Below are 21,376 nucleotides of genomic sequence, written 5' to 3'. Positions count from 1 at the left end.
CCCCGGCGATGACGAACGCGCCGCACATCCCCGTGCTGCTCGATGAAGTGCTGGCCGCGCTGGGCATCCGGCAGGGCGAAACGCATGTAGACGGCACCTATGGCGCGGGTGGCTATTCCCGCGCGATGGCGGCGGCGGGCGCGCATGTGATCGCGATCGACCGCGACCCGGATGCTGTATCCGAAGGCCGGGAGCGGATCGCGCGCGAGGGCAGCGATATCCGTCTTGTCGAAGGGCCGTTTTCCGCCATGGCCTCGCTGGTGGAGCAGGCGGGCGCAGCCCAAGTGGATGGCGTGGTGCTCGATATCGGCGTGTCCTCGATGCAGCTCGACCGGGCAGAACGCGGTTTTTCGTTTCAGGCCGATGGCCCGCTCGACATGCGCATGGCTCAGGCGGGCATGACCGCCGCCGAATTCGTCAACAGCGCGGATGAGGAAGAGATTGCGGACGTGCTCTATCGCTATGGCGAGGAGCCGCGCTCGCGCCGGGTCGCCCGCGCCATCGTCGCCGCGCGGCCGATCACGCGGACGAGCGAGCTGGCGAACGTGGTCCGCCGCGCACTCGGCCACAAGCCGCATGACAAGAAGGATCCGGCCACACGCGCATTCCAGGCGATCCGCATTCACCTGAACGGCGAGCTTGATGAGCTGGAGCGCGGGCTGGAGGCGGCGGAAGCGATCCTCGCGCCGGGCGGGCGGCTCGCGGTCGTGACGTTTCACAGCCTTGAGGACCGGATCGTGAAGCAGTTCCTGCGGCGGCGCTCCGGCAGCGAGGCGGCAGGATCGCGCCACCGGCCGTTGACGCAGCAGGCGCAGGCTGCCGCTTTCGCCAAGCCCGCCAAGGCCGTGCGCCCCTCCGACACAGAGATCAGCCGCAATCCGCGTGCGCGCTCCGCCACATTGCGCAGCGCCGTGCGGCTCGATGATCGCATCACCCCCGTGCAGGAGACCCGAGAATGATCGCCGTCAAGCGTCTGCAAAGCCTGTTCTGGGTGCTGTTCGTGGCGTTCGGCGCGCTGTCCGCCTATCTGGTGTCGCTGAAGGTGGCGACGGAGCGCAACGAGCTGATGCGGGTGCGCGCGCAGATCGCCTCGGCCCGCGCGGATATCCGCTATCTTGAGACAGAGTTCGCTGCGCGCGCCAATATGCGCCAGCTGGAGCAATGGGCGAGCCGGGATTTCCATTATTCGGCGCTAGGGGCGGACAATTATCTGTCCGACGAGCGCCAGCTCGCGCATTTGGATGGATTGCAGCCCAATGGCCCTGACTATGTGCCGCAGCCGGTGCTGGTGGCGATGATCGAGAGCGGCGACCGGGCGCCTGCGGCAGATGAGGCTGCGCAGCCTGTGAGCGTGGCCGCGCCCGCTGAGCAGCCCAAGCCGATCACGCCTGCTATCGTCAAGGCGAAGCCCGAGAAGGTGGAGGTAGCGCCCGCGCGGTTGGCCAAGGCGGAGAAGCCCGCACGCGCCGAGGCTGCCACCCGCAAGGCTGAGCGCAAGGCCGAACGGCTTGCCATGCTGGATGCGCAATTGCTCGATAGCAGCACATTGGGCGAGCTGGGCCGGAGGGCCGCCTCCGAAGGCCGGAGGGGCGCGCGCTGATGGCCACCATCGTCGTCCGGCATGACAGACCCCCGATCCGGCGCGAGCGGCTGAACCTGACGGCGGTGGCGCATCAGCGGCTGATGCTGGTGCTGTTGATCCTGATTGCGGTGTCGGTGATTCTGGTGGTGCGGCTGACGTGGATCGGTGCGGCTGCGGGCGGAAAGGGCGGACGGGATGGCGCGCTCGCCGGGGTGCCGCCGCGTGCGGACATCGTCGATCGCAACGGTGTACCGCTGGCGCGGATGATGGACGCCTATGCCATTTCGGTGCGGCCGCACAAGCTGATCAGCGACCCTGCCGAGCTGGCGCGCAAGCTGCACGAGATTTTCCCCGATACGCCTATGGCCGAGTTCTACGCCAAGCTGACCGGCAAGGGCTGGGCCTATCTGCGCCACCGTGCGCTGCCCGAGGAGGTGGCGGCGGTAAACGCGCTGGGCGAGATTGGCATCGAGTTCCCGCGCGAGAAGGAACGCTTCTATCCGCAGAGCACGCTCGCCGCGCATGTGCTCGGTTTTGCACCGGTGAAGGACGGGGACACTTTTTCGGGCGGCATGGGTGTGGAGGCCGCGTTCAACGACCGGCTTGTCGACCCGGCGCAGCGCGGCGAGCCTTTGGTGCTGGCGCTCGATGCGCGCGTGCAGGGGGCGCTGGAGAGCGAGCTTTATTCCGCTATGGTCGACCAGAAGGCCAAGGGTGCGACCGGCATCGTATTGAACGCCAATACCGGCGAGGTGGTGGCGATGGCGTCCTTCCCGGTGTTCGACCCGAACAAGCTCGGCAGGGATGCCAATGCGCGCAGCAACAATGTGGTGCAGGCGCGCTATGAGCTGGGATCGACTTTCAAGCCGCTGTCGATTGCGGCGGCGATGGATGCGGGCGTAGTCACCTCGATGGCGCGCACCTATGATGCGACCGCGCCGATCCAGGTGGGGAAATACAAGATCAAGGACGATCACCCGCTGGGCCGCTGGCTCAACGTGCCGGAGACGCTGATCCATAGCTCCAACATCGTCACCGCGCGCATCGCGGACGAAATGGGCTCCGGGCCGATGCAGACGCTCTATCGTGCGCTGGAGTTTGACCGGCGGCCGAGCATCGAGCTGAAAGAGCGCTTCCCGACGCTGTGGCCGCGCGACTGGGGCCGCATCACCAACATGACCGTGTCCTACGGCCATGGCATCGCCGTTACGCCGATGCATCTGGCGAGCGCCTATGCCGCGCTGGTCAATGGCGGCATCTGGCGCCCCGCGACGCTGCTCAAGCTGGAGGCGGACAAGGTGCCCGAGGGGCGCCGCGTCTTTTCCGCCGCGACCAGCGCGCGGATGCGCCAGCTGCTGCGCCTGATCGTGATGTATGGCACCGGCCGCACCGCCAATGCGCCAGGTTACCGGATTGGCGGCAAGACCGGGACGGCGGAAAAGCCGTCTGCGGGCGGCTATGCGCATCATGCGAATATCACCACCTTTGCCTCGGCCTTTCCGATGGACAATCCGCAATATGTCGTGCTGGCGATGATGGACGAGCCGCAGGGCAGCAGCAAATATCCCGGCGTGCGCACGGCGGCCTATACCTCCGCGCCGGTGGTGAAGCAGGTGGTGACGCGCATCGGCCCGATGCTCGGAATCCTGCCCGATCAGCGCCGCGATGTTGACATCTCCGAACTTATGCCGCTCCTGTCCCAAGACACAGGAGAAGAGTGATGCGCCTCGATATGCTCGCCAAGGGTCTGGCGGGAGAAGTGCCCGAAGTGGAGGTGAGCGGCTTTGCCCTCGACAACCGCAAGGTGGCCCCGGGCTGCGTGTTCGGCGCGTTCGAGGGCGCGCGCGTCAACGGCGAGGACTATATTCCGCAGGCGGTGGCGGCCGGGGCGGTTGCGGTGGTGGCGCGGCCGGAGGCGAAAGTCGAGGGCGTTTTCCACGTAGCGGATGCCAACCCGCGCAGGCTGTTCGCGCAGATGGCTGCACGATTTTATGCCCCGTTTCCAGATACTTGTGTGGCGGTTACGGGAACCAATGGCAAGACATCGTGCGTTGAGTTGACGCGCCAGCTCTGGCGCGCTTTGGGCCACTCCTCGGCGTCCATCGGCACGCTCGGCGTCACCACCTCGGTCGATCAGGTGTCGACCGGACTGACGACGCCGGACATCGTGACCTTCCTATCCAACATGGCGGGCCTCAAGAAAGAGGGCATTACCCACGCCGCGTTCGAGGCATCGAGCCACGGCCTCGCACAATATCGCACCGAAGGGCTGCCGGTGAAGGCGGGCGCGTTTACCAACCTCTCACGTGATCATCTCGATTATCATGGCACGATGGAGGCCTATTTCGCCGCGAAAATGCGCCTGTTCGACGAGGTGATCGAGGACAATGGCGCGGCGGTGATCTGGACCGATGACGCATATTCAGACCAGGTGATCGCGCGGGCGAAGGCGCGGGGACTCCGGCTGGTCACCGTCGGTGAGGCGGGTGAGACCCTGCGCCTCGTCAGCCGTGAGCCGACCGCGCTTGGCCAGAAGCTCGTCATCGCGGCCGAGGGTGTGGAGCACAGGATCGAGCTGCCGCTGATAGGCGCTTATCAGGCCGCCAATGTGCTGATTGCCGCCGGGCTGGTGCTCGCAACCGGCACGCCGTGGGCGCAGATCATGCCGCATCTTTCCCGCCTGATGCCGGTGCGCGGGCGGCTGGAGCGCGCGGTGCTGAGCAAGACGGGCGCCCCGGTCTATGTCGATTATGCACATACGCCCGATGGCCTGCGCGCGGCAATCGAGGCGCTGCGCCCGCATACCAGAGGCCGCCTGATCGTGCTGTTCGGCGCGGGCGGAGACAGGGATGCGGGCAAGAGGCCGCTGATGGGCAAGGTGGCCTCGGAAATGGCCGATCATGTGATCGTGACCGATGACAATCCCCGCTCCGAAGACCCGACCGTCATTCGTGCGGCGATCATGGCGGGCGCTCCGCAGGCGCAGGAGATCGGCGGGCGCCGCACCGCCATCGCCGCCGCCATCGCGCAGGCAGGGCCGCAGGATATCGTGCTGCTTGCCGGCAAGGGGCATGAGCAGGGGCAGATCATCGGTGAGCGGGTGCTGCCGTTCGATGATGTCGAGGTGGCGCGGGAGTGCGCGCGATGAGCGATGCGCCGCTGTGGACCGCGCAGGAGATTGCAGAGGCGACCGGAGGCAAGGCCTCGGCGGATTTCGATGTCTTTGGCGTCGCATTCGACAGCCGCGAGGTCGGGCCGGGCGACCTGTTCATCGCCTTGAAGGGCGAAGCGACCGACGGGCACAAGTTTCTCGACAAGGCGTTCGGCGCTGGCGCGGCGGGGGCGATCGTCTCGCAGCCGATAGACCAGCCCCATGTGCTGGTGGCCGATACCACCGAGGCGCTGAACGCGCTCGGCCGGGCGGCGCGGGCGCGGATGAAGGGCAAGGTAATCGGCGTCACCGGCTCGGTCGGCAAGACCAGCACCAAGGAGGCGCTGTTCGCCGCGCTGGAGCGGGGGCGGCGCGGGCCGGTGCACCGCTCGGTCAAGAGCTATAACAATCATGTCGGCGTGCCGCTGTCCTTGGCGAGAATGCCGCGCGATGCGGCGTTCGGCGTGTTCGAAATGGGCATGAACCATGCGGGCGAGCTGGCGGCGTTGACGCGGCTGGTGCGGCCGCATGTCGCGATCGTCACCGCGATTGCCCCCGCGCATATCGAGTTTTTCGGCACGGAGGAGGCGATTGCCCGCGCCAAGGCCGAGATCTTCGAGGGGCTGGAGCCGGGGGGCTTTGCCATCGTCCCCTATGACAGCCCGCATCGTGACCTGCTGGTGAAGGCGGCGGAGGACCAGGGCGCGCGCGTCGTCACCTTCGGCCTGAAGCAGGGCGCGGACGTGCGCGCGGCGGAAGCCGTTCCCGCATCGTCGGGCGGCACGCTGGTGGCGGCGCAGCTGCCCGAGGTGGAGCTGTGCTACACGGTCTCGACCCCGGGCGATCATAATGTGGCGAACTCGCTCGCCATCATCGCGGCGGTGGAGGCAGTCGGCGGTGATCTGGCGGCGGCGGGCCTCGCGCTGGCGGAGATGCCGGGGCTGGCGGGGCGCGGGGCGCGGCACACCGTTCCGCTTGAGGATGGCACCGCGCTGCTGATCGACGAAAGCTATAATGCCAACCCGCTCTCTATGGCGGCGACGCTGGGTCAGCTGGGGCGCGAGCAGGCGGCGCGGCGCATCGCCGTGCTCGGCGCAATGAAGGAGCTGGGCGATCAGAGCGAGCGGCTGCACGCCGGCTTGGCCGATCCGGTCGAGCAGGCCGGTGTCGATTGTGCCATATTGGTGGGGCCGGAGATGGATCCGCTCGAACGCAGGCTTGAAGGCCGCCTCGCTTTGGCGCATGTGGCCGATGCGGAAGCAGCGACGGCGACGCTGCGCGATATGATGCGCGCGGGCGATGCTGTCCTTGTCAAGGGTTCAAACAGTGTCGGCCTGTCGCGGCTTGTCGCGGCGCTGGCGGGCGGAGAAAGATAGACCGATGCTTTACTGGCTGGCGGCGCAGCTCGACTTTCCCGGCGTTCTGAACCTTATTCGCTACCTTACATTCCGGGCGGGTGCGGCGGTGATGACGGCGCTGTTCCTCGGCCTCATCATCGGCCCGCGTTTCATCGGCTGGTTGCGGGTGCGGCAGGGCAAGGGCCAGCCGATCCGCGACGACGGGCCGCAGAGCCACCTCGCCAAGAAGGGCACGCCGACCATGGGCGGGCTGATGATCCTCACGGCGATGATGGTCTCCGTGTTGCTGTGGATGGACCTTAGCTCCACCTATGTCTGGGCGTGTATCGCGGTGACGATGGGGTTCGGCGCGATCGGTTTTCTCGACGATTATGACAAGGTGACGAAGGCGAGCCACAAGGGCCTGTCCGGCAAGTTCCGGCTGCTGGCTGAGTTCATCATCGCAGGGATCGCGGCGATGCTGATCGTGCAGCACAATGGCACCGCGCTCTATGTCCCATTCTGGAACGGACCGGCGCTGGACCTTGGACCGCTTTATTATGTCTTTGCCGCGTTCGTGATCGTATCGTTCGGCAATGCTGTCAACCTCACCGACGGGCTGGACGGGCTGGCGACGATGCCGGTGATCATCGCCTGCATGGCATTTACGGCGATCACCTATCTTGCCGGGCGCGCGGATTTTGCCGCTTATCTCGGCATCCCGCATGTGCCGGGCGCGGGCGATCTCGTGATCCTCACCGGGGCGATGATCGGCGCGGGTCTGGCGTTCCTGTGGTTTAACGCGCCGCCCGCCGCCGTCTTCATGGGTGACACCGGCAGCCTCGCGCTGGGCGGCACCATCGGCGTCATTGCGGTGGTCAGCCATCACGAGATCGTGCTCGCGATTATCGGCGGGCTGTTCGTGGTGGAGGCGCTGTCGGTCATCATCCAGGTGTTCTTCTACAAGCGCACCGGCAGGCGCGTGTTCAAGATGGCGCCGATTCATCATCATTTCGAGCAGCTGGGGTGGCCGGAGACGCAGGTGGTGATCCGCTTCTGGATCGTCTCGTTCGTGCTGGCGCTGGCGGGCCTCGCCACGCTGAAGCTCAGATAAGGGGGCGCGGGTGGGGATCGTCTCTTCCGTCTTTGCTGGCAAACGCTATGCGGTGCTGGGGCTGGCGCGCTCCGGCCTTGCGACCGTGGAGTGTCTGCTGGAGAGCGGCGCGCGGGTGCTGGCATGGGACAGCCGAGAGGATGCGCGCGCGGAAGTGGAAGGCAGGGCGGAGATTGCCGACCCGCTGCTGGTCGATCTTGCAGGGTTTGACGGCGTGGTCGTCTCGCCCGGCGTGCCGCTCAACAAGCATCCAATTGCCGAGCATGCGCGCAGCTTTGGCGTGCCGGTGATCGGCGATATCGAGCTGTTCGCGCTGGCGCGACCGACGCTGCCCGCGCACAAGGTTGTCGGCATTACCGGCACCAACGGCAAATCGACCACCACCGCGCTGGTGCATCACATCATCGAGACGGCCGGCATACCGACGCGGATGGGCGGGAATATAGGGTTACCCATCTTGGGGCAGGAACCGCTGCCCGAAGGCGGCATCTATGTGCTGGAGCTGTCGAGCTATCAGATCGACCTGACGTTCAGTCTCGATTGCGATGTGGCGGTATTGCTCAACGTTACGCCGGATCATCTCGATCGCTATGACGGGTTTGCGGGCTATGTCGCGTCCAAGATCAGGCTGCTTGAAATGCAGAGCTGGGACCATGTCGCGATTGTGGCCAGTGGCGAGAATGGCCTCAAAGAGGCGGTCATGGCTCTGGAAGGCGGAGCGGAGCTGACCCAGTGGTTCGGCGGCGATTATGCGAGCGATTTCGCGGACGAGCAACGCAGTTGGCCCGCATTGCAGGGACCACATAACGCGCAAAACGCATGGGCAGCCCGCATGGTCTGTCTCGCGCTGGGGCTGGCGCGCGATCAGATCAATCTCGGCCTCCAGACCTACGCCGCGCTGCCCCATCGGATGCAGCGGGTGGCGGAGCGCAATGGGGTGCTGTGGGTGAACGACAGCAAGGCGACCAATGCCGCGTCCACGGCGCCCGCGCTTGGCGCTTATCCGCCGGTGAACGGCAAGCCACGTATTCACTGGATCGTCGGCGGTCTCGCCAAGGCCGATCATCTGGACGAGTGCGTGCCATATTATCCCAACATCAAGGCGGCCTACACCATCGGCGAGGCAGGGCACAAATATGCCGAGCTGCTCTCCCCCCACATGCCGGTGGACGACTCGGAGATGCTCTCCGCCGCCGTGCGCCGCGCCGCGCGGGTGGCGGAGCCGGGCGATGTCGTGCTGCTCTCGCCCGCCTGCGCGAGCTTCGACCAGTTTCGCGATTATGAGGCGCGCGGAGAGGCCTTTGTAGCCGCCGTCGCCGCGCTGGACGAGAGCGAGGCCGCAGCCGATGCGTGAGACCCGCCCGCGCCGCATGTTCTCTCGCCCCGGCGAAATGGTGCGCGACTTCCGCAGCCGCACCGTGCCGCGCGAGCGCACGCCATTGGGCGTCTGGTTCTGGGAGATCGACCGTGTTCTCCTTTCGCTCATCGTCGTGCTGATCGCCATCGGGCTGGTGGCGGTGGCGGCAGCGTCTCCGGTGGCGGCGATCGACCGCTCGACAGCGAAGGTCAGCGTCGATCCGCTGATCTATTTTTATCGCCAGCTTTTGTGGGTGGGCCTCGGCGTGCCGTTGATGCTCGTTATATCGATGATGCAGCGCGATCAGGCGCGCAGACTTGCGATCGGTCTGTGCGGATTTTTCCTGCTCACGCTGGTTCTGGTGCCGATATTGGGCAGCAGCATCAACGGTGCGAAGCGCTGGATCGAGCTGCCCGGCATGCGCTTTCAGCCCTCCGAATTCCTGAAACCCGCCTTTGTGGTGACGATGGCGTGGCTGCTTTCCCTGCGCGAGCGGGATGCGGCGCTGCCCGTGGTGCCGCTGACCGGCGCGATCACGGGGATCATCGCGCTGCTGCTGATGCGCCAGCCCGATTTCGGGCAGACGGTGATCTTCTGCGTGTGCTGGGGCGTGCTGCTGTTGCTCGCGGGGGTGAGCTGGCGGCTGATCGGCGGGCTGACGGGCGCGGGCGTGGCGGGGCTCTTCGCCGTCTATCTGTTTTACGAGAACGGGCGGCAGCGCATCAACGACTTCCTCGGGCTGGGCATTGTGGCGGACACGGGGCCGGACCAGGTGGAGCTGGCGCATCGCACGATCAGCAACGGCGGCTTCGGCGGCGTAGGGCCGGGGCTGGGGCAGGCCAAGTTCCGCCTTCCGGAAGCGCACACGGATTATATCTTCTCGGTGATCGGCGAAGAGTTCGGCCTGATCTCGTGCATTGCGGTGGCGCTCGTCTATCTCGCGATCATCGTGCGCGTGCTGCTGAAGCTGCTCGACGAGGACAATCTGTTCATCCTGCTGGCGGCGGCGGGCCTCACGATCCAGTTCGGCCTGCAGGCGATCATCAACATGGGTGTCAATGCACAGATTTTTCCTTCAAAGGGCATGACGCTCCCCTTTATCAGCTATGGCGGCTCCTCTATGCTGGCGCTGAGCATCGGCGTGGGGCTGCTGCTCGCCTTCACCAGGCGCAACCCGTATCTGGATGGCAAGCCCCGCGCGAGCAAGACAAGGTGGAGTGGCCGATGAGCGTTACCCGTCACTTCGTTCTCGCGGCAGGCGGGACCGGGGGGCATATGATTCCGGCGCATGCCGTGGCGGAGGAGCTGATGGCGCGCGGCCATCATGTCGCGCTGGTGACGGACGAGCGCGGCGCGAAGATCCCCGGCATTTTCGAGAAGGCGGCGGTGCATGTGCTGCCCGCCGGGCGGATGCAGGGCGGGCCGCTGGGCTGGCTGAGGGGCTTGAAGGGCATCCGCGACGGGCGCGACATGGCGCGGCGCATGTATGACAATTTCCAGCCGATGGTCGTGTGTGGCTTTGGCGGATATCCGGCGCTGCCCGCGCTGCTCGCCGCGTTGAAAGAGGGCATCCCCACCGTCGTGCACGAGCAGAACGCCGTGCTGGGGCGGGTGAACCGCTATCTGGCGGGCAAGGTCAACGCCATCGCCACCGCCTATCCGCATGTCGAGCGGCTGAAGGACAAGTTCGACCACAAGGTTCACCTCGTCGGCAATCCGGTGCGCGAGGAAGTGTTGGCGCTGAGGGGAGAGGAATTCCCCGCGCTGACCGACGAGAGCGTGTTCCGCCTGCTCGTCACCGGCGGTAGCCAGGGCGCGAGCATCCTGTCCGACGTGGTGCCGGAGGGGCTGTCGATGCTGCCTATCTCGCTGCGGCGGCGCTTGCAGGTGACGCAGCAGTGCCGCGCGGAAGATATAGAGCGGGTGCGCGCCACCTATGCCGAGCTGGAGATACCGGCGGACCTCGCGACCTATATCACTGACATGCCGGAGAAGCTCAACTGGGCGCATCTGGTGATCGCGCGGGCGGGGGCGTCGACGCTGGCGGAGCTGACGGTAGCCGGGCGGCCCGCGATCCTGATCCCGCTGCCCAGCGCCATGGACGACCACCAGACCGCCAATGTGCGCGAGCTGGTCGAGGCGGGCGGGGCGCGCTCGATCCCGCAGGCGCATTTCACGCCGGTCGAGCTCGCCAAGCAGATGCAGAAGATGGCGATGGAGCCGGGCGCACTGCAAAATGCGGCGAAGCGCGCATGGAATTGTGGCCGACCGGACGCCGCGCGCGATATGGCCGACCTGCTGGAATCGATAGGAAGTGCTCCCCTGATGAATGACCCGTTGCCCGTGAAACCCCGAATTGCTTCGCCCTCCGCGCTCAACCTTGGCGGGGCGGCGGCATGAGGGGTGTTGCGACCGACATCGGCACGATCCATTTCATCGGCATCGGCGGTATCGGCATGTCCGGCATTGCCGAGGTGATGCACAATCTCGGCTATAGCGTGCAGGGGTCTGACGTTGCCGAGGGCTATGTGATCGAGGGCCTGCGCAAAAAGGGCATCAAGGTGATGATCGGCCACAAGGCCGAGAATCTGGGCGATGCGGCGGTTGTCGTCACCTCCACCGCAATCAAGCGCGGCAACCCTGAGGTCGAGCTTGCGCTGGAGAAGCGGGTTCCGGTGATCCGCCGGGCGGAGATGCTGGCCGAACTGATGCGCCTCAAATCCACCGTCGCGGTGGCGGGCACGCATGGCAAGACGACGACGACCAGCATGATCGCGGCGCTGCTCGATGCGGGCGGGGTGGACCCCACGGTGATCAACGGCGGCATCATCAATGCCTATGGCTCCAACGCGCGGCTCGGCTCTTCCGAATGGATGGTGGTGGAGGCGGACGAGAGCGACGGCAGCTTCCTGCGCCTCGACGGCACCATCGCCGTGGTGACCAACATCGACCCCGAGCATCTCGATCATTATGGTGATTTCGAGAAGGTGAAGGACGCGTTCGTCGAGTTCGTGGAGAATGTGCCCTTCTATGGCGCGGCGATGCTGTGCCTCGATCATCCGGAGGTGCAGGCGATCCTGCCGCGCGTGCAGGACCGGCGGATCGTGACCTATGGCTTTTCCGCGCAGGCGGACATTCGTGGCGAGCACGTGCAGCCCATTCCGGGCGGCAACCGCTTTGACGTGCAGGTGCGCGCGCGCGATGGATCGGTGCGGCGGATCGAGGGGATCGAGCTGCCGATGCCCGGAAGGCACAATGTGCTGAACGCGATGGCCGCGATCGGCGTCGCGCTGCATATGGGCATATCCGACGAGACGATCCGCACCGGCTTTGCCAAGTTCGGCGGGGTCAAGCGGCGCTTCACCAAGGTGGGTGAGATCGCGGTTGCGGGCGGCGGCATGGCGACGGTGATCGACGACTATGGTCATCACCCGGTCGAGATCAAGGCGGTGCTTGCGGCAGCTCGCGAGGGCGCGAAGGGCCGCGTCATCGCCGTGGTGCAGCCGCACCGTTTCACGCGCCTGCGCGATCTGATGGATGAGTTTCAGCAGGCATTCAACGATGCGGATGTCGTTTATGCCGCGCCGGTCTATGCGGCGGGCGAGCAGCCGATCGAAGGTGTGGACAGCGCGGCGCTGGTGGCGGGGTTGAAGCGGCGCGGGCATCGCGCGGCGGCGGAAATCGCGGGTGCCGACGCGCTTGCGCAGGTGATCGCGGGCGATTGCCAGGCGGACGACATGATCGTCTGCCTCGGCGCGGGCGACATTACCAAATGGGCGGCGGGGCTGGCGGCGGCGGTTTCGTCCGAGCTGGAGACGCAGGCGGCATGACGTTCGCCGGTCAATTGTTTACCCGTCATGCTGAACTCGGTTCAGTATCCATTTCGCCGCCTTGGGCCTGGCTCTGTCGGGATGGATGGATCCTGAAACAAGTTCAGGATGACGTCGGTTTTGAACAGGCGATGTGAAGAATGAGAAACGCCGCACTTTCGTTCTCTCATGCTCTACCTTCCGTGCGCGGCAAGCTGACGCCGGACGCTGCGCTCGCGCCGCTTGTGTGGTTTAAGTCCGGCGGAAACGCGCAATGGTTGTTCGAGCCGGAGGATGTGGCGGATTTACGCGCGTTTCTCTCCGCGCTCGATCCGGCCATGCCGGTGATGGCGCTGGGGCTGGGCAGCAACCTCATCGTGCGCGATGGCGGGGTGCCGGGCGTGGTGGTGCGGCTGGGCAAGGCGTGCGGCAAGGTGGAGTTGGCGGACCCGCTCACCCTGCGTTGCGGCGGCGGGGCGAGCGGCATTGCGGTGTCTTCGGCCGCGCGGGATGCGGGCATCGCTGGGCTTGAATTCCTGCGCTCCATTCCCGGCACGGTTGGCGGGTTTGTGCGCATGAACGGCGGCGCTTATGGCCGCGAGGTCAAGGACATATTGGTCGAGGCCGAGGTGGTGCTGCGCTCCGGTGAGCAGGTGACGGTGAGTAACGCCGAGCTGCATTACAGCTATCGGCATTCGGAGCTGCCCGAGGGCGCCATCGTCGTTTCGGCGCTGTTCCGGGGCGAGGCGGGCGAGTGTGAAGCGATACAGGCGGAGATGGACCGGATCGCGGCAGAGCGCGAGGCGAGCCAGCCGCTGCGCAGCAAGACGGGCGGATCGACCTTCAAGAATCCGGATGGGCACAAGGCTTGGGCATTGGTCGATGAGGCGGGATGCCGGGGGCTTAGGCAAGGCGGCGCGCAGGTGAGCGAGAAGCACACCAATTTCCTCATCAACACTGGCGACGCGACCTCGGCGGACATCGAGGCGCTGGGCGAGGAGGTGCGGCGGCGGGTGAAAGAGAAGAGCGGCGTCGAGTTGCAGTGGGAGATTCAGCGCGTCGGGGTGGCAAAGTGAGCCGCGGACCCTGGCATGTCGCCGTCCTGATGGGCGGCTGGTCGGCGGAGCGGACGGTCTCGCTCTCCAGCGGCGAGGGGGTGGCGAAGGCGCTTGAGTCGCGCGGCCACCGCGTTACCCGCATCGACATGGGCCGCGATGTCGCGCAGCGGCTTATGGAAGCCGCGCCCGATGTCGTGTTCAATGCGCTGCATGGCGTGCCGGGCGAAGACGGCACGGTGCAGGGCATGATGGACCTGATGGGTCTCAAATATACCCATAGCGGCCTTGCGACCTCGGTCATCGCCATCGACAAGCAGCTCACCAAGCAGGCACTGGTGCCGCATGGCGTGCCGATGCCCGGTGGCCATATCATCGAGAGCGAGAGCCTGTATGCGGGTGATCCGCTGCCCCGGCCTTATGTGTTGAAGCCGGTCAATGAGGGCAGCTCGGTCGGCGTCGCTATCGTGACGGCGGAGGGCAATTATGGCAACCCGATCAGCCGGGATAGCGAAGGGCCGTGGAAACATTTCAAAGAGTTGCTGGCCGAGCCTTATATCCGTGGGCGGGAGCTGACCACGGCGGTGCTGGCCGACGAGGCGCTGCTGGTAACGGAGTTGCGCCCAAAGTCGGGCTTTTACGATTTCGACGCCAAATATACCGACGGCATGACCGAGCATGTCTGCCCCGCCGAAATCCCGGAGACAATCGCGCTTGCCTGCAAGGATATCGCGCTCAAGGCGCACCGGTTGCTGGGCTGCAAGGGCACATCGCGCTCCGACTTCCGCTGGGATGACAGCCGGGGCGTTGAGGGGCTGTATCTGCTGGAGGTCAACACCCAGCCCGGGATGACGCCCTTGAGCCTGGTGCCCGAGCAGGCGGCGAAGCTGGGCATCGACTATCCCGAGCTGGTCGAGCGGATCATCGAGGAGGCATTGGCGCCATGACCAAGGGTGAGCGCATCCGCCGGGGCGGCACGTCCAACAGGCTGTCGGTAAAGGACGCGCCCCGCGCCGCGCGGCAGGTGAAAAAGGCTGCGGGCAAGACCGCGCTCGGCCGCTCGGTCGCGCGCCTGCCGATCAGCGCCGAAGCGATGCAGCGCGGCATGACATGGGGCATCGTGGCGCTCTCGCTTGCGGTGCTCTGGGGCGTGGCAAGCTTCTTTGGCCTGCCGGGCATGGCGCGCATGGAGCTTGCGGAAGTTGCCGCGCATTCGGGCTATGAGGTCGAGAAGGTCGAGGTGCACGGCACCAAGCGCATGGACGCCAAATCGGTGTACGACATCGCGCTGGGGCAGGTGGACCGCTCGATGCTCAATGTCGATCTCGCGGCGGTGCGCGCCGAGATCGTGCGCCTGCCCTGGGTGAGTGACGCGCGCGTCTCGCGGCGTTTGCCCGATACGCTGGTGGTGGATATCGTCGAGCGCACGCCCGCCGCCGTGTGGCAGCATCAGGGCAGGCTGGCGCTGATCGACGCGAATGGCGTGGTGCTAGAGGCGGTTTCCCCGCAGGCGATGCCCGACCTGCCGCTGTTGGTGGGCGAGGCGGCGAACGGGCAGGCGGATCGGCTGGCGAAGCTGATGGAGGCGGCGCCGGCGCTCAAGTCCCTGCTCGCGGGGGCGACATGGGTGGGCAACCGGCGCTGGGACCTGCGCTTTCAGTCTGGCGAAACGCTGGCCCTGCCGGAGGGGGACGCGCAGGCGGCGGCCGCGCTGGTGAACTTCGCGCGGCTGGACGGGGTCAATCATCTGCTCGGGCGCGGCGTGTTGCGCTTTGACCTGCGCGACCCTGCGCGGATGGTGATGCGCATGCCGGAAGGGCGGGCCGCGCCTGCCGTGCCTGCGGACAATGCCGCAAGCCCCGCGCAAGGCGATGCCGCCAAGACGACCAAGCCCGAGGCCGCGCTGCCGCAGGCGCTGGCGAGCCGGGAAGAGGGCTGATCGGCATGGCGGCACCGGGCAAGCGGACCCTCATCACGGCAGTCGACATCGGATCATGGAAGATCTCCGCCCTTATTGCTTGCCTGAATGATGCGGGCGAGCTGGAGGTGCTGGGCACCGGCCAGCGCGAGAGCCGGGGTGTGCGGCGCGGCTTCATTGCCGACATGGAACGCACCGAGATGGCGATCCGCGAGACGGTGGAGCAGGCGGAGCGCGTTGCGGGCAGCAATATCGAGGACGTGTGGGTCGGCTTTTCCGGCGGCAATCAGGTGAGCGACGTCGTCTCGGTCGAGCGGGCGCTCGGTGGGCTGCGCGTGGAACAGACCGACATCGACGACCTGCTGGAGCTGGGGCGAGACAGCATCGACCCGGGCGGCAAGGTGGTGCTGCATGCGCAGCCTGCCTGCTATACGATCAACGGCAACGAGGGCGTGCGCAAGCCCGAGGGCATGCATGCGGACCGGCTGGGCGTGGACATCCATGTGGTGATGGCGGACGGCGCGCCGCTTGCGAACATGGAAGCGTGCGTGCGCGGCGCCTATCTTAACGTCAATGCCATTATCGCCGCGCCGCTCGCGACCGGGATGGCGTGCCTGAGCGAGGAGGAGCGCGACCTCGGCGTGGCCCTGGTGGAGCTGGGGGCAGGGGTGACCAACGTATCGGTCTATGCCGGTGGCGTGCTGCTCGGCATGCACAGCATCCCGATGGGCGCATCCGACATCACGGACGATATTGCCTCGGCGTTCGGCATCCGCCGCAGCCAGGCGGAGCGCGTGAAATGTTTTTACGGCTCCGCCATGCAGAACCCGCGCGATTTCAGGGAGATGATAGAGATCGTTCCCAATGTGGCGGAGGGAGAGCGATCGGACGGCGGAAAGATTACGCGGGCGGCGCTGGTCGCCGTCATCTGCCAGCGGCTCGATCAGATCCTCTCCCGCGTGAACGAGGCGCTGAAGGAACTGGGTTTCGGCGCGCCCGCGGGGCGACAGGTTGTGCTGACTGGCGGCGGCGCGGAGATGAAGGGCATTGCCGACTATGCGCAGGGCGCGCTCGGGCGCACGGTGCGGATCGGGCGGCCGCGCGGGCTAGCGGCGCTGCCCGAGGCGCATGCCGGCCCCGCGTTCGCCACGCTGGTCGGGCTGGCGCTCTATGGCCATATCAAGCCGCTCGACATTGGCGGGCCGGGAAGCGCTGGCGGATCCAAGGGATCGGGCGGCGCGAAAGGCGGCCTCTGGCAAAGGCTTATGCACGCGCTCAAGACGAATTATTGATCCTGGGCGATGAAGGATGGGGCAAACGGTAAAAAATGGTTAAAAAAGGGGTGAATTGCCGATCCATCTCGTGCATGAAGCAAGTGTGAGACGCGCAGCCGCTTCGCGCGGGAAGTATAGGCAAGGTTGAGGGTGGGGAATGCCCCAGGGAGCAAGCATATGAGCATCGAAATCGGACCGCCGCTTGTGGATGAACTGAAGCCGCGCATCAGCGTGATCGGCGTTGGTGGGGCAGGGGGCAACGCCATCGCCAACATGATCGCGGCGCAGGTCGAGGGGGTCGATTTCATCGTCGCCAATACCGACGCGCAGGCGCTCAACGCTTCGCCCGCAGAGCGGCGCATCCAGCTCGGCCCGCGTATTACCGAGGGGCTGGGCGCAGGCTCCCGCCCCGAGATCGGCCGCGCGGCGGCTGAAGAGACGATCCTCTCGGTCGAGCAGGCGCTCGAAGGCGCGCATATGGTGTTCATCGCCGCAGGCATGGGCGGCGGCACCGGCACCGGCGCCGCCCCGGTCATCGCCAAGACCGCGCGGGAGAAGGGCATTCTCACCGTCGGCGTCGTCACCAAGCCGTTCACCTTCGAAGGCTCACGCCGGGCGCGCTCTGCCGAGGCGGGGATCGAGGAGCTGCAGAAGCATGTCGACACGCTGATCGTCATTCCCAACCAGAATCTGTTCCTGGTCGCCAACCCGAACACCACCTTCAAGGAAGCGTTCCTGATGGCGGACGAGGTGCTGCAGCAGGGCGTGCGCGGCATCACCGACCTGATGGTCATGCCCGGCCTCATCAACCTCGACTTTGCCGACGTGCGCTCCGTGATGGGCGAGATGGGCAAGGCGATGATGGGCACCGGCGAGGCAGAGGGCGATGGACGCGCACTGGCCGCAGCCGAGAAGGCGATCGCCAACCCACTGCTCGACGGCGTATCGATGAAGGGCGCGAAGGGCGTCATCGTCTCGATCACCGGCGGCGAGGACATGCGCCTGATGGAGGTTGACGAGGCGGCAAACCATATCCGCGAGCTGGTGGACCCGGACGCGAACATCATCTGGGGTTCGGCGTTCAACGACAATCTCAACGGCAAGATCCGCGTGTCGGTCGTCGCGACCGGAATCGACAGCGACGGTTCGGCCGCCGCCACCCAGCCGTTCAGCTTCTCCAGCACCGCCCGCTCAACTGGTGCAGCGGCAGCGCCCGCAGTGGCGCCAGCGGCCGAGGCGGCGCCGCGCATGTTCGACGCACCGGCGGAAGTCGCCCCCGAGGCCGACGGGTCCATGGATCTCGCCGGAACGGAGATCATCGAAGAAGTCGAGGCCGAGGTGGTGGAGCCGACGGCTTCGCCGATGCCGCTTCCCCCGCTCTCGCAGTCGACACCTGTTGCCCGGTTCGATGATATCGACGGCAATGATGAGCTGCTGCTCGGCGCGGAGGCGAGCGTGGAGCCGGAAGCACCTGCTCCCGCCCCGGCAGCGCCGACTCCCGCCCCTGCATCAAAGCCCGCAGGCGGAACCTTGTTCGAGCGCATGTCCGGCCTGTCTCGCGGGCTGGGGCGTGGATCGAGCAGCGATGACGATGACGACGACGATAGCGGCCCGCCGGTGACCAAGTTCCCGCAGTTCCTCAATCGTCAGGGCAATCAGTAAGATTGGTTCCGCTTCGGGGGTGCGGATCCGTTGGAGCGCGTGGTGTTCAACGTTGATCAAACAGCGCGCTTCAAGCTTTTGTATTCGCATCGCTTTTGCCAAACACCGGTTGCCATGTTTTGGCGCGATGCCGCAAGCTCTCGCTAGGATATTCGATGAGGCCGTATAGCATTTCGCGATCAATGCCCGCGGTGGCCGCCGGGCTGCTCTGGGCCGTGGCGCTACCCCCATTGGCGCAGGCGCAGATGATGGCGACGCCGTCCTCGCAGTTGCAGCTGAAGCCGACCGATGCCGGCACGGCGCTCGCCACCGCGATGACGCGGCTGGCCGCCAGCCCGCGCGATCTCGATGCGTTGATCCGCGCGGGCGAGGCCTCGCTGGAGCTGGAAGACCCGCGCTCGGCGCTCGGTTTTTTCGGCCGGGCGGATGATGTGGCACCCGACAATGGCCGCGTGAAGGCGGGGCTTGGCCGCGCCATGCTCCAGCTCGATCAGGTGGGCGATGGCCTCCGGCTGATGGAGCTGGCGGGCAATCTGGGATATAGCGATTTTGGCCTGCTTGCCGATCGTGGCCTGGCGCGCGACCTTGCCGCCAATCAGTCGGGCGCGCAGGCCGACTATGCCGCCGCCCTGCGGATCAACCCGGACGATGCGCGGGTGATGCGGCGGCAGGCGGTGTCTTACGGCATATCGGGGCAGGTGGACCTCGCCGACAAGGCGCTGCAACCGCTGCTCTACAAGAGCGATCGCGGCGCGTGGCGCGACAAGGCCTTCATCCTCGCGATGAACGGGCGGACAAGCGAGGCGATCTCGATCGCGAACAAGGTGATGCCGACCCAGCTGGCCGCGGCGATCCGCCCCTATCTGGAACGGATGACCGCGCTCAGCCCGGCGCAACGCGCGGCCGCGGTGCATATGGGCCGCTTTCCGCCGGGGCTGGTGAATGTGCAGGTGGCGTCGGCAGCGGGGAGCACGCCCGCGCGCGCTGCGCCCACGCCAACGCCCGCACCCGCGCCCCGGCAGCAGAGCCAGCCGCAGCCCGCACCCGTGCAGGCGCCGGTCGCCCGGACACAGCCGGTGGCCAAACCTGTCTCGCCGCCACCGCAACGGCCCGCGCCAACACCGACAGCGACGCAGCCCGCCCCGACGCAAAGCCGGGCGCCGGTGGCGCAGGTGGCGGCAGCCACTCCAGCTACCCCGGCTGCTCCACGCACAGTGCAGGGGCCGCCAGCACCCGCCGCCGCTGCGCCAGCGCCTGCCCCGGTGAGGGCTTCGCCGCCGCCAGCCGCACGGCCCGCGCCGACACCGGGAACGTCTACGCGCACCCTTGCCGACATCATGGCCGAGGTGGAAATTCCGCAGTCTGAACTCGCCCCGCGCGTTGCAGCCGTGGACCTTTCCGACGTCGCCTCGATGAGGGCGGCGCGCAAGAAGGCGCAGGAGGCCGCTGCAAAGAAGAAGGCGGAGGCCGAGGCGAAAGCCAAGGCGGATGCCGAAAAGAAGCGCCTTGCCGCCAACCCGGCGCGCTATTGGGTGCAGATCGGCACCGGGCGCAACAAGAGCGCGCTCGCCTTCACGCTGAAGCGCATGAAGAAAGAGCATGATGCGCTCGCCAAACAGGATGGCTTCTCCGCCGCGTGGGGCGCGACCAACCGGCTGGTCGTCGGCCCGTTCAAGAACCTCGACCGCGCCAAGGCGGTGGAGGCAGACCTCAAGAAGGGCGGCAGCGATGCGTTCGTCTGGCGGTCTGACGCGGGCGAGGAGCTGGAAGCTCTCGGCGGCAACTGAGCGATGGCAGCATCGCTCGCGCCCTATGCGTGCCTGCCGGAAGCGAGCCGGGGCAGGCTCCACCCCGAGGGCGGTGGCGAACAGCGCGGCCCGCGCGATGTGTTTCAGCGCGACCGGGATCGCATCATCCACTCGATCGCCTTTCGCCGCCTGCGCCACAAGACGCAGGTGTTCATGGCGCCTGACGGCGATCATTATCGTGTGCGCCTCACCCACAGCCTCGAGGTTGCGCAGATCGGCCGCACGATTGCCCGCGCGCTAGGGTTGAACGAGGACCTGACCGAGGCGCTGTGCCTTGCGCACGATATCGGCCACCCGCCGTTTGGCCATGCGGGCGAACATGCGCTGGAGGAGGCGATGGCCGAGGTCGGCGGGTTCGATCACAACGCGCATTGCCTGCGCGTGCTGATGCTGCTCGAAAGCCCCTATCCGCGCTTCCCCGGCCTCAATCTGAGCTGGGACATGCTGGAGGGGCTGGCCAAGCACAATGGCCCCATCACCGATCCAACATGGGCAATGGCGGAGCTGGATGCGCTCTATCCGCTGGAGCTGGAAAGCTGGCCTTCATTGGAGGCGCAGGTCGCGGCGGTGGCGGACGACATCGCCTATGACAATCACGACATCGACGACGGCCTGCGCGCCGGGATGCTGAGTATCGATCAGATTTGCGCAGTGCCGTTGGTACGCGAGGGGTGGGACGCGGTGCGGGCGCGCTATCCCGATGTGGCGGAGGACCGCCTCGCGCGCGAGCTGATCCGCGACCAGATCGGCCGGATGGTCAATGACGTGATCGAGACGAGCGCGCGCGCGATTGCGGAGTCGGGGGTCGGCAGCGTTGCCGATGTGCGCGCGTGCGGCAGGCGCCTGGTTGGCTTTTCGGGGCCACTGGCGGCGGAGGAAAAGGCGCTGTCCCGCTTCATGTACGACAATCTCTATCTCCACGAGTCGCAGCTTGCCGAGGCGGAGCGGGCGCGCGCGATCGTCGCGAGCCTGTTTGCAGCCTACAGGGATGACCCGGCGCTGATGGGCGCGGCGTGGCAGGGCGCGACGGCGGAGGACGAACCGCAGCGCAGCCGCCATATCGGCGACTATATTGCCGGCATGACGGACCGCTATGCCGAGCGGCAATATGAAGTAATCTTCGGGAAGCCTTCCACCACTGATTGACAGCTGCCGCCGTTAAGGCCAAGGCTCTGCCTGTCTCCGCGCCGAGGATTCGGTGCGGGCAGGATGCGGGAGAGCGCTGAGCCGGGGGCAACCCCAAGCAAAGCCGCCGAAGGAGCAACCGCCCCGGAAACTCTCAGGCCACAGGACCGCATCCTGAACGAGG

18 protein-coding genes and 1 riboswitch are annotated in these 21,376 nt (G+C 66.6%); all 18 genes read left to right on the top strand.

Going from position 1 to position 21,376, the window contains the following annotated elements; translation table 11 throughout:
• Positions 1 to 8 precede the first annotated feature (8 nt).
• The 18 genes from rsmH (at position 9) to OOT33_RS12875 (ending at position 21,213) form a co-directional block, all read left to right on the top strand.
• Positions 9 to 959, top strand: a complete 951-nt coding sequence (gene rsmH / locus OOT33_RS12960; RefSeq protein ID WP_373690591.1) for a 16S rRNA (cytosine(1402)-N(4))-methyltransferase RsmH — start codon at positions 9 to 11, stop codon at positions 957 to 959.
• A complete protein-coding gene (locus OOT33_RS12955; protein WP_307750441.1) occupies positions 956 to 1,600 on the top strand; it encodes a colicin transporter in 645 nt (214 codons plus the stop codon). The genes rsmH and OOT33_RS12955 overlap by 4 nt, the downstream gene beginning before the upstream one ends.
• Positions 1,600 to 3,303, top strand: a complete 1,704-nt coding sequence (locus OOT33_RS12950) for a penicillin-binding transpeptidase domain-containing protein (protein WP_307750440.1) — start codon at positions 1,600 to 1,602, stop codon at positions 3,301 to 3,303. Before OOT33_RS12955 ends, OOT33_RS12950 begins: the two co-directional genes overlap by 1 nt.
• Positions 3,303 to 4,730: a UDP-N-acetylmuramoyl-L-alanyl-D-glutamate--2,6-diaminopimelate ligase gene (locus OOT33_RS12945; protein WP_307750439.1), complete on the top strand. Its 1,428-nt coding sequence runs from the start codon at positions 3,303 to 3,305 to the stop codon at positions 4,728 to 4,730. The genes OOT33_RS12950 and OOT33_RS12945 overlap by 1 nt, the downstream gene beginning before the upstream one ends.
• Positions 4,727 to 6,109, top strand: a complete 1,383-nt coding sequence (gene murF, locus OOT33_RS12940; RefSeq protein ID WP_307750438.1) for a UDP-N-acetylmuramoyl-tripeptide--D-alanyl-D-alanine ligase — start codon at positions 4,727 to 4,729, stop codon at positions 6,107 to 6,109. Before OOT33_RS12945 ends, murF begins: the two co-directional genes overlap by 4 nt.
• A 4-nt stretch (positions 6,110 to 6,113) precedes the next feature.
• Positions 6,114 to 7,184, top strand: coding sequence for a phospho-N-acetylmuramoyl-pentapeptide-transferase (mraY, locus tag OOT33_RS12935; protein ID WP_307750437.1), 1,071 nt, complete (start codon positions 6,114 to 6,116; stop codon positions 7,182 to 7,184).
• Between the two features lie 10 nt (positions 7,185 to 7,194).
• The gene (murD, locus tag OOT33_RS12930) at positions 7,195 to 8,538 is read left to right on the top strand and encodes a UDP-N-acetylmuramoyl-L-alanine--D-glutamate ligase (RefSeq protein ID WP_307750436.1); all 1,344 of its coding nucleotides are present in this window, start codon (positions 7,195 to 7,197) and stop codon (positions 8,536 to 8,538) included.
• A complete protein-coding gene (locus tag OOT33_RS12925) occupies positions 8,531 to 9,769 on the top strand; it encodes an FtsW/RodA/SpoVE family cell cycle protein (protein WP_373690574.1) in 1,239 nt (412 codons plus the stop codon). The genes murD and OOT33_RS12925 overlap by 8 nt, the downstream gene beginning before the upstream one ends.
• Positions 9,766 to 10,941 (top strand): undecaprenyldiphospho-muramoylpentapeptide beta-N-acetylglucosaminyltransferase, encoded by a 1,176-nt coding sequence (murG, locus tag OOT33_RS12920; protein WP_307750435.1) that lies wholly within the window; start codon positions 9,766 to 9,768, stop codon positions 10,939 to 10,941. The genes OOT33_RS12925 and murG overlap by 4 nt, the downstream gene beginning before the upstream one ends.
• The gene (murC, locus tag OOT33_RS12915) at positions 10,938 to 12,371 is read left to right on the top strand and encodes a UDP-N-acetylmuramate--L-alanine ligase (protein WP_307750434.1); all 1,434 of its coding nucleotides are present in this window, start codon (positions 10,938 to 10,940) and stop codon (positions 12,369 to 12,371) included. The genes murG and murC overlap by 4 nt, the downstream gene beginning before the upstream one ends.
• Positions 12,368 to 12,508 carry a hypothetical protein gene (locus OOT33_RS12910; protein WP_307750433.1) on the top strand — a complete coding sequence of 47 codons (141 nt, stop codon included), beginning with the start codon at positions 12,368 to 12,370 and terminating at the stop codon, positions 12,506 to 12,508. Before murC ends, OOT33_RS12910 begins: the two co-directional genes overlap by 4 nt.
• A gap of 3 nt (positions 12,509 to 12,511) precedes the next feature.
• Positions 12,512 to 13,426, top strand: a complete 915-nt coding sequence (gene murB, locus OOT33_RS12905; RefSeq protein ID WP_307750432.1) for a UDP-N-acetylmuramate dehydrogenase — start codon at positions 12,512 to 12,514, stop codon at positions 13,424 to 13,426.
• Entirely contained in the window at positions 13,423 to 14,352 is a 930-nt protein-coding gene (locus OOT33_RS12900) for a D-alanine--D-alanine ligase (protein ID WP_307750431.1), read from the top strand. Before murB ends, OOT33_RS12900 begins: the two co-directional genes overlap by 4 nt.
• The gene (locus OOT33_RS12895; RefSeq protein WP_307750430.1) at positions 14,349 to 15,344 is read left to right on the top strand and encodes a cell division protein FtsQ/DivIB; all 996 of its coding nucleotides are present in this window, start codon (positions 14,349 to 14,351) and stop codon (positions 15,342 to 15,344) included. The genes OOT33_RS12900 and OOT33_RS12895 overlap by 4 nt, the downstream gene beginning before the upstream one ends.
• A 5-nt stretch (positions 15,345 to 15,349) precedes the next feature.
• Positions 15,350 to 16,615, top strand: a complete 1,266-nt coding sequence (gene ftsA, locus OOT33_RS12890) for a cell division protein FtsA (RefSeq protein WP_307750429.1) — start codon at positions 15,350 to 15,352, stop codon at positions 16,613 to 16,615.
• Between the two features lie 159 nt (positions 16,616 to 16,774).
• Positions 16,775 to 18,259: a cell division protein FtsZ gene (gene ftsZ, locus OOT33_RS12885; RefSeq protein WP_307750428.1), complete on the top strand. Its 1,485-nt coding sequence runs from the start codon at positions 16,775 to 16,777 to the stop codon at positions 18,257 to 18,259.
• 182 nt (positions 18,260 to 18,441) lie between these two features.
• Positions 18,442 to 20,046 carry an SPOR domain-containing protein gene (locus tag OOT33_RS12880; protein ID WP_307750427.1) on the top strand — a complete coding sequence of 535 codons (1,605 nt, stop codon included), beginning with the start codon at positions 18,442 to 18,444 and terminating at the stop codon, positions 20,044 to 20,046.
• Between the two features lie 3 nt (positions 20,047 to 20,049).
• Positions 20,050 to 21,213: a deoxyguanosinetriphosphate triphosphohydrolase gene (locus OOT33_RS12875; protein WP_307750426.1), complete on the top strand. Its 1,164-nt coding sequence runs from the start codon at positions 20,050 to 20,052 to the stop codon at positions 21,211 to 21,213.
• A gap of 56 nt (positions 21,214 to 21,269) precedes the next feature.
• Positions 21,270 to 21,372, top strand: a riboswitch (glycine riboswitch).
• Positions 21,373 to 21,376 lie beyond the last annotated feature (4 nt).

Origin of the sequence: Sphingobium sp. DEHP117, from assembly GCF_030867385.1 — a bacterium.
Lineage (GTDB): Bacteria > Pseudomonadota > Alphaproteobacteria > Sphingomonadales > Sphingomonadaceae > Sphingobium.
Note: the sequence above shows the minus strand (reverse complement) of the source record. Positions and strands in the feature narration are given on the sequence as shown.

What these genes read in the sequence shown, in the direction of transcription:
- OOT33_RS12875 (WP_307750426.1), top strand. Translation starts at nt 20,050, where the DNA reads ATGGCAGCATCGCTCGCGCCCTATGCGTGCCTGCCGGAAGCGAGCCGG.
- OOT33_RS12880 (WP_307750427.1), top strand. Translation starts at nt 18,442, where the DNA reads ATGCCCGCGGTGGCCGCCGGGCTGCTCTGGGCCGTGGCGCTACCCCCA.
- murB (WP_307750432.1), top strand. Translation starts at nt 12,512, where the DNA reads ATGAGAAACGCCGCACTTTCGTTCTCTCATGCTCTACCTTCCGTGCGC.
- murF (WP_307750438.1), top strand. Translation starts at nt 4,727, where the DNA reads ATGAGCGATGCGCCGCTGTGGACCGCGCAGGAGATTGCAGAGGCGACC.
- mraY (WP_307750437.1), top strand. Translation starts at nt 6,114, where the DNA reads ATGCTTTACTGGCTGGCGGCGCAGCTCGACTTTCCCGGCGTTCTGAAC.
- OOT33_RS12910 (WP_307750433.1), top strand. Translation starts at nt 12,368, where the DNA reads ATGACGTTCGCCGGTCAATTGTTTACCCGTCATGCTGAACTCGGTTCA.
- murC (WP_307750434.1), top strand. Translation starts at nt 10,938, where the DNA reads ATGAGGGGTGTTGCGACCGACATCGGCACGATCCATTTCATCGGCATC.
- OOT33_RS12955 (WP_307750441.1), top strand. Translation starts at nt 956, where the DNA reads ATGATCGCCGTCAAGCGTCTGCAAAGCCTGTTCTGGGTGCTGTTCGTG.
- murG (WP_307750435.1), top strand. Translation starts at nt 9,766, where the DNA reads ATGAGCGTTACCCGTCACTTCGTTCTCGCGGCAGGCGGGACCGGGGGG.
- OOT33_RS12945 (WP_307750439.1), top strand. Translation starts at nt 3,303, where the DNA reads ATGCGCCTCGATATGCTCGCCAAGGGTCTGGCGGGAGAAGTGCCCGAA.
- OOT33_RS12895 (WP_307750430.1), top strand. Translation starts at nt 14,349, where the DNA reads ATGACCAAGGGTGAGCGCATCCGCCGGGGCGGCACGTCCAACAGGCTG.
- ftsA (WP_307750429.1), top strand. Translation starts at nt 15,350, where the DNA reads ATGGCGGCACCGGGCAAGCGGACCCTCATCACGGCAGTCGACATCGGA.
- ftsZ (WP_307750428.1), top strand. Translation starts at nt 16,775, where the DNA reads ATGAGCATCGAAATCGGACCGCCGCTTGTGGATGAACTGAAGCCGCGC.
- OOT33_RS12950 (WP_307750440.1), top strand. Translation starts at nt 1,600, where the DNA reads ATGGCCACCATCGTCGTCCGGCATGACAGACCCCCGATCCGGCGCGAG.
- rsmH (WP_373690591.1), top strand. Translation starts at nt 9, where the DNA reads ATGACGAACGCGCCGCACATCCCCGTGCTGCTCGATGAAGTGCTGGCC.
- OOT33_RS12925 (WP_373690574.1), top strand. Translation starts at nt 8,531, where the DNA reads ATGCGTGAGACCCGCCCGCGCCGCATGTTCTCTCGCCCCGGCGAAATG.